Source organism: Synechococcus sp. EJ6-Ellesmere (assembly GCF_024345875.1).
Classification (GTDB): domain Bacteria; phylum Cyanobacteriota; class Cyanobacteriia; order PCC-6307; family Cyanobiaceae; genus Regnicoccus_A; species Regnicoccus_A antarcticus.
Genome location: NZ_JAGQBY010000157.1, coordinates 1 through 7,186, shown reverse-complemented (window position 1 = coordinate 7,186; position 7,186 = coordinate 1). Strand labels below are relative to the sequence as shown.

The window sequence follows — 7,186 nt, the reverse complement described above, 5'->3', positions numbered from 1 at the left end:
GGCCATCAGCGACAGCGTGATGGTGTTCAAGCCGGTGGAATGGCGCAACGTGTACCTGGTGATCACCGGGCTGGTGATCTTGCTGGCGGTGATGTTCAGCAGCATCAGCGTACTGGCCTGCCAGCTGGGCCAGGTGTACGTGGAGAAAGGCCCCTAGCTGCTCTACCAGTTGGGGGAGCGCATCTTCGCGAACGGCCTGCTGCTCTCGGTGCTGCAGCTGAGCACCCTGCTGATCCTGCTGCTGGCGGCCAACACCGCCTACGCCGATTTCCCCCGCCTGTCGGCCTTCCTGGCCCAGGACGGATACATGCCCCGGCAGCTGGCCTCCCTGGGTGACCGCCTGGTGTTCAGCAACGGCATCGCCTTGCTGAGCGGTTTCGCCACGGTGCTGTTGCTGGTGTTTGATGGCAGCGTCACACGCCTGATCCCCCTGTATGCCGTGGGGGTGTTCACCAGCTTCACCCTCTCCCAGGCGGGCATGGTTGTGCACTGGTGGAAGGAGCAGCGGGCGGGTTGGCTGTTCAAGGCCCTGGTCAACGGCTTCGGCTCCCTGGTCACGGGGGTGGTGTGCGCGGTGCTGCTCTACAGCAAGTTCCGCCTGGGTGCCTGGGTGATCGTGGTGGCGGTGCCGCTGCTGGTGACCCTGCTGCTCACGATCAAGGCCCACTACCGCCAGGTGGCCCGCCGCCTGCGCCTGGCGCCCGAGGCGCGGCTTCACCTGCCGGAACCCCTGCGTGAGGGTGGCTCGCCGGTGGTGGTGCTGGTGGGGCAGCTGCATCGGGGCAGCTACGAGGCCCTGCGTTACGCCCGCACCATCGCCGACACCCTGGTGGCGGTGCATGTGGATCTCGGCGACGGCCGAGCCGCCGCCTTTCAGGAGCAATGGCAGCGCCAGCTGCCGGAGGTGGAGCTGGTGATCCTGCCCTCCCCCTACCGCTCCCTGATCGAGCCGGTCAAGGAGTTCATCCAGCGGTTCGAGAGCGAGCAGCGCCAGGGAGGTGAGCGCTTCTGCACCGTGGTGCTGCCGGTGTTCGTGACCCGGCAGCGCTGGCAGAACCTGCTACACAACCAGTCGACTTACTTTCTGCGCCAGGCCCTGCGACGGGAGGGCACACGGGTGGTGACCACCGTGGGCTTCTACCTCTGAGCAGCACCCAGACCAGCGCCTGGATCAGCGCTCAGATCAGCCGTGACCCGCTGGCCTGACGGCGCTGGCTGGGGTCGAACACCGCCGCGATCGTGCGGATCAGCCAGCGGCCCACCTCCGTCACCTCCAGGCTGTTGGCCCCCAGGCGCACCAGTCCGTCGGCTTCGAGGGCCTGGAGATCGGCCCACTCTCTGGCGAACTGGCGCCGGGCCTCGAGGGGCTGCCCCAGGGCGATGGTGTCGAAATCCACCGCGAAGCGGCACATCAGGCTCTGGATGATCGAGCGTCGCAACAGCACCGCCGGATCCCGCACCACCAGGCCCCGCTCCACCGGCAGATGGCCCTCGTCAAGGGCCTGCACATAGGCCTTCAGCGTGCGCTGGTTCTGGCTGAATAGCGTCTGGAACTGGCTGATCGCCGTGACGCCGATGCCGAGCAGATCACGCTCGCCGCCGGTGGTGTAGCCCTGGAAATTGCGGTGCAGCTTCCCCTGCCGCGCCGCCAGCGCCAGGCTGTCGCTTGAACGTGCGAAGTGGTCCATGCCGATGGCGTCGTAGCCATTGCCGGTGAAGGTGGCGTAGGCGTGCTGCAGCATCCGGATCCGCTCCCGCTGGCTGGGCAGGTCGTCGGCGGCGATTCTGCGCTGCAGGGGCAGTTGCTCGGGCAGATAGGCGAAGCTGAACAGTGACACCCGCTCCGGCCGCAGCTCCTGCACCAGGGCGATCGTGCTGGCGAACCGCTCGGGGGTCTGCAGCGGCAGCCCGCAGATCAGATCGACGTTGACGCTCTCGAAGGCCGCCTCCCGCATCCATTCCATCGCCCGGCGGAGTTGATCCACCGGCACGATCCGGTTCACAGCGGCCTGCACCTGCGGGTCGGCATCCTGGATCCCGAAACTGATGCGGTTGAAGCCGAGCCGGCGCAGGTTCAGCACCTGATCGCGGCTGAGGAACTCCGGGTTCACCTCGATCGAGGCTTCCAGTTCCGGGGCGAGATCGAAGTGCTCCCCGATCAGCTCCCAGAGCTGGCCCTGCTCCTGGGGGTTGAGGTAGTTGGGTGTGCCGCCGCCCCAGTGCAGCTGTCCCAGCCGCCGCCGCCGGCCCGAGGCCTGGGTCACCAGGGCCAGCTCCCGGGCCAGGGCCTGCAGGTAAGGCCCCACCACTGTCGAGCCGGCCTGGGTGGTGATGCGGTTACAGCCGCAGTACCAGCAGGCATGGCGACAGAAGGGGACGTGCACGTACAGCGAAAGATCCGCCGTGGTCGCTTGCCGCAGCTGGCTCTCCAGATCGCCCGGGCCGACACCGGTGTGAAAGGCGGCGGCGGTGGGATAGCTGGTGTAGCGGGGAACGGGCTTGTCGTACTTGACCAGCAGGGGGAGCAGCTCGGGCTGGGACCTGGTGGGGGCCAGCGCCGTGGGGGTGGCGAGTTCTCCCAGTTCGGCGAGCAGGCGCTGGGTGTCGTGGAAGGCGACCACCGCTTCATCCAGCAGCTCCGCCTCCTCGGTCTCGCTGAGCTCGAGTTGCTCCATGGCGTCGTGGAGGGCCTGCTTCAGTTCCGGGATCGGGCGCTCGAACTGCCAGAAGCGCAGGGATGGCAGGCCATGGGCGGCCAGGATCGCGTTGGCCTGCTGGGCGAGCTGCTGCCCGCCGGAGAGATCGCCGCCGTAGCGCACGTACACATGGGCCAGGAAGCGGTGTGGCTCCTGCCGGGCGAGGGTGCCCAGGTGCTCCAGCCAGGCCTCGGCCGCGGCCGAGGGCCCGCTGGTTTCGATGCCAGCCACCAAGGCTGCGTCGTGGCGCAGGGCTTCGCTGCGGTTGAGGGCACTCCAGGGGAGGTTTGGCGCGCCCAGGGCGGCGGCCAGTTCGGGACCGCGTTGCTCGATCAGCGCGTAGGCCGGGCCGAGGGCGCGGATCAGGGCCGCCAGCTGCAGGGGGCTGGCCTGGCCCGCGAGCAGGGCCCTGGAGAAGGTCATGCCCTCGGCCCGGTGATGGGCGGCGCCGATGCGGCCATGCAGGCGCCGGACTCTGGGACCGAAGCCTCGGCGGGCCGCGGCATCAGCGGCACTGGCGTGGTTGGAGATGGCCTGGCCTGAGCCGTGTTGGCCTGAGAGGGCGTTGGGGAGGGTGGTGGTCATGTCGAACGGTGCCGGTGGGGCGGCGATGGCCCCTGGAGTGGAGCGGGCGTCGCTGGGCTTACGATATAACACTAGCGTAGATACATGGAGCCGTTTGGATTTCATGTGGCGTTTCCGTTGCAGCGTCCGGATCCGTCAAGCCCCCTCAGGCGGCTGGCTGCTCCCCTGCTGCTGGCGCCCCTGGGTGCACCTCGTTGGAGCCCTCGGCGCCGCTCACACCTGATCACAGCTGAGCACCTGGGCGTCATCCCACAGGCACAGATTGGAGCCATGGTGTAGAGGTACAACCGCTCTTCATCGCCGCGAAGCCTCCCGGAAAGCTCCAGGCCGTCATGAGCCGGATTCCAGTGCTGCGAGCTTCCGCGCCGCCAGCTGATGATCCGGCGCAACCGCAGGTGTCGCTGCGCTCGCCGCCCCCCCGCTGGCTGATTGCTGCGGCCGTGCTGATCACGCTGGGCTTGGCCGGCGGCGGCTGGTTGATCTGGCAGCAGCGTCAGACGCAGGCCAGGCAGGCCGAGCTGGCGGCTCAGACCGCGCCGGTGGAGCGCCGTGAGGTGATCCTGAAGGTGACGGCCGCCGGCTCGATCCGCCCCACCACACCAGTGAACATCAGTCCGAAGCAACCCGGACGCATTGCGGCATTGGGCGTGGATCAGGGGGATCAGGTCCGCGCCGGCCAGATCCTGGCGCGGATGGATGACAGCAACCTGCGCGGCACCTTGCTCAGGGCCCAGGGAACGGTGGCGGCGGCGGTGGCCAACCTGAATAAGCTGCAAGCCGGCAACCGGCCCCAGGAGATCGAGGAGGCCCGGCGCAATCTGCAGGTGGCCGTGGCCGAGCAGATCGCTGTGGGCTCCACCTACCGCAGCAATCTTCAGCTCTATGGCTCCGGGGCGATCGCCCGGGTGACGTTCGATGCCAGCCGCTCGGCGTTTCTCGCCAGTGAGGCACGGGTGAGTGCCCTGAAGGCACATCTGGATCTGATCGAGGCAGGCAGCCGAGCCGAGGACATCGCGGCTGCCCGGGCCCTGCTGCAGCAGGCACGGGGTGATCTCACCTCGATCCAGGCTCAGCTGGAGGACACCGTGATCCGCGCCCCCTTCACGGGGGTGATCACCCAGAAGTACGCCGACGTCGGGGCCTTCGTGACCCCCACCACCTCGGCCAGCGCCACCAGTTCGGCCACCTCCTCATCGATCCTGGCCCTGGCCAGCACATTGGAGGCGGTGGCCAACGTGGCGGAAGTGGACGTGGGTGCGATCCGGCCCGGCCAGAAGGTGGAGCTGCAGGTGGACGCCTTCCCTCGCCAGGTGTTCCGTGGAACGGTGCGGCTGGTGGCACCGGAAGCGGTGGTGGAGCAGAACGTGACCAGCTTCCAGGTGCGGATCGCCCTGGCCGATGACGCCCACCGCAAGCTCCGCTCCGGCATGAACCTCACGGCCAATGTGCTGGTGGGCCAGCGGCCCAGTGCTCTGCTGATCCCCACCCCAGCCATCGTCAGCGAACGGGGCGGCACCGGGGTGATGGTGCCCGGCGGCGACGGCCGCCCCAGGTTCCGCCCCGTGCAGGTGGGAGCCACGATTGGTACCCGCACGGAAGTGGTGAGCGGCCTGAAGGAAGGCGATCGGGTCTATGTCTCAGCGCCTGGAGGGCGCCGGCCCAACAGCCGGCCGGTGACCGGTTCTTCGCCCTTCCAGCAGCCCCGCGGCCAGGGCCGGACGCCACGCTGATGCGAACACCCCTTCAGGGTCACCCGCGCCCGCGCAGAGGCAGTGATCTGGGCGAAACGATCGCGCTGGCCTGGTCGTCGCTTCTGGCCAACCGGATGCGCTCGGCGCTCACGATGCTGGGGGTGATCATCGGCATCGGCGCTGTGATCAGCATGGTGACGATTGGTCGCGGCGCCCAGCTCCAGACCGAGAACCAGCTGAAATCACTGGGCTCGAACCTGATCTTTGTTCAGAGCGGCGTGGCGGCCGGCGGCGGCCCTGCCTCGCGGGGAGCGGGCTCGGCCACCACGTTGATCTGGGAGGACGCCAAAGCGATCGACGCGTCCATTCCGGCCGTGGCGGATGTGGCCCCGAACCTGAGTCAGCGCACCCAGGTCGTGCTGGCTGAGCGCAACACCAACACCACGGTCGTGGGCAGCACTCCGGCCTACGTGAGGGTGCGCGACTTCCTGCCCCTGAGCGGGAGGTTTTTCAACGAGTCCGAACTCAATCAGGCTGCCCGGGTGGCGGTGCTGGGGCAGACCGTGGTCGACAGCCTGGGGCTGACAGCCAGCAGCGCGCTCGATCGCACGATCCGCATCCGCGGCGAGACGTTCACGGTGATCGGCACCCTGGAATTCAAGGGCAGCACCGGCTTCCGCGATCAGGACGATCAGGTGTTGATCCCCCTCACCACGATGGCCTCGCGCATCGTTGGGGTGAACACCACGGCAGGCGTGTCGGTGGACAGTATCGCGGTTTCCGCGCGCTCGGCCGAGAGCATGGAGGCGGCTGAGTATCAGATCACCAATCTTCTGCGGCTTCGCCACCGGATCGTGCCGCCGCGGGACGACGATTTCTTCATCCGCAACCAGGCCGATCTGGTCAGTGCCTCCAACGCCGTGGCCAATGTGTTCACGGCGTTGTTGGGGGGATCGGCCGCCATCTCCCTGCTGGTCGGGGGAATCGGGATCATGAACATCATGCTGGTCTCGGTCACCGAGCGCACCCGGGAGATCGGCATCCGCCGTGCCATCGGTGCCCGCTGTAGTGACATCCTGCGCCAGTTCCTGATCGAGTCCACTGTGCTGTCGTTGGCAGGCGGACTGCTGGGGGTCCTGCTCGGAGTGGTGGCGTCGCTGGCGATCAATGCGGCTTTCGGCTGGAGCAGCGGAATCGCCGTCGATGCGGTGGGTTGGTCGCTGGCCTTCTGCCTGGTGATCGGGGTGTTCTTCGGGGCCTATCCCGCCAACAGAGCCGCCCAGCTCGACCCGATGACAGCTCTGCGCAGCGACTGAACCATGCTGCAACTGCGCAGGATCACCAAGGCGTATCGGATGGGCGACGTGGACGTGCCGATTCTGCACGGCATTGATCTCACGGTGCTGCGCGGAGAGTATGCGGCGATCGTGGGAACCTCCGGCTCGGGGAAGTCCACCTTGATGAACATTCTGGGCTGCCTGGAGCAGCCCACCAGTGGCCAGTACTACTTCGATGCTCGTGACATCACCCGGCTGAGCGACAACGAACGCACCGACATCCGCAACATCCAGATCGGGTTTGTGTTCCAGCAATTCAATCTGCTTCCCCGTCTCACCGCTCTCCAGAACGTGATGCTGCCGATGGTCTATGCGGGCTACGCACGGGCTGAGCGGCGCGAGCGTGCCGAAGCGATGCTGGAGCAGGTGGGGCTTGCTGACCGCCTGGCCAATCGCCCCAACCAACTGTCCGGAGGGCAGCAGCAGCGGGTGGCGATCGCCCGGGCGCTCGTGAACCAGCCTGAGCTGCTGCTGGCCGATGAACCCACCGGGGCACTGGATACACGCACCGGCGGGGAAGTGATCGAGCTGATCTCGGGGCTCCACGCCAGTGGCCTCACGATCGTGCTGGTCACCCACGACCCTTCGGTGGCCCAGAACAGTGGCCGGATCATCCAGCTCCAGGACGGCCGGATCATCGCCGATCAACCACAGTCTGTCGGCGGCCAGATCCGCTGAAGGACCTGCGAGAAAGGGTGTTCATCCGCACCGGCGCTGTGCCCAGGTGCGGCGGCGGGGGCATCCTGGGTCTGAGGTGGACTGGTTTTTCTGGACAGCCCCCATCGTTAACCTCTGAGGCGGGGTACCGCCCCTGAAAGGGGCTCCCACCGATGAGCAAACGCCGCACCCACAGCCCCGAGTTCAAAGCCAGGGTCGC

At 67.5% G+C, this 7,186-nt stretch carries 5 protein-coding genes; 4 read left to right on the top strand and 1 reads right to left on the bottom strand.

Going from position 1 to position 7,186, the window contains the following annotated elements; translation table 11 throughout:
- The first annotated feature begins 169 nt into the window (after positions 1–169).
- Positions 170–1,147: an amino acid permease gene (locus KBY78_RS14525; protein WP_255144217.1), complete on the top strand. Its 978-nt coding sequence runs from the start codon at positions 170–172 to the stop codon at positions 1,145–1,147.
- A 31-nt stretch (positions 1,148–1,178) separates the two neighbouring features.
- Here KBY78_RS14525 and hemN read toward each other — a convergent pair whose 3' ends face one another.
- The gene (hemN, locus tag KBY78_RS14520) at positions 1,179–3,353 is read right to left on the bottom strand and encodes an oxygen-independent coproporphyrinogen III oxidase (protein ID WP_255144215.1); all 2,175 of its coding nucleotides are present in this window, start codon (positions 3,351–3,353) and stop codon (positions 1,179–1,181) included.
- Between the two features lie 260 nt (positions 3,354–3,613).
- Here hemN and KBY78_RS14515 point away from each other — a divergent pair, with 260 nt between their 5' ends.
- The 3 genes from KBY78_RS14515 to KBY78_RS14505 are packed head-to-tail and all read left to right on the top strand — an operon-like array spanning position 3,614 to position 6,987.
- Entirely contained in the window at positions 3,614–5,011 is a 1,398-nt protein-coding gene (locus KBY78_RS14515) for an efflux RND transporter periplasmic adaptor subunit (protein ID WP_255144213.1), read from the top strand.
- Positions 5,011–6,288, top strand: a complete 1,278-nt coding sequence (locus KBY78_RS14510) for an ABC transporter permease (protein WP_255144211.1) — start codon at positions 5,011–5,013, stop codon at positions 6,286–6,288. The genes KBY78_RS14515 and KBY78_RS14510 overlap by 1 nt, the downstream gene beginning before the upstream one ends.
- Positions 6,289–6,291: 3 nt before the next feature.
- Positions 6,292–6,987 carry an ABC transporter ATP-binding protein gene (locus KBY78_RS14505; RefSeq protein ID WP_255144210.1) on the top strand — a complete coding sequence of 232 codons (696 nt, stop codon included), beginning with the start codon at positions 6,292–6,294 and terminating at the stop codon, positions 6,985–6,987.
- The last annotated feature ends 199 nt before the right edge of the window (positions 6,988–7,186 follow it).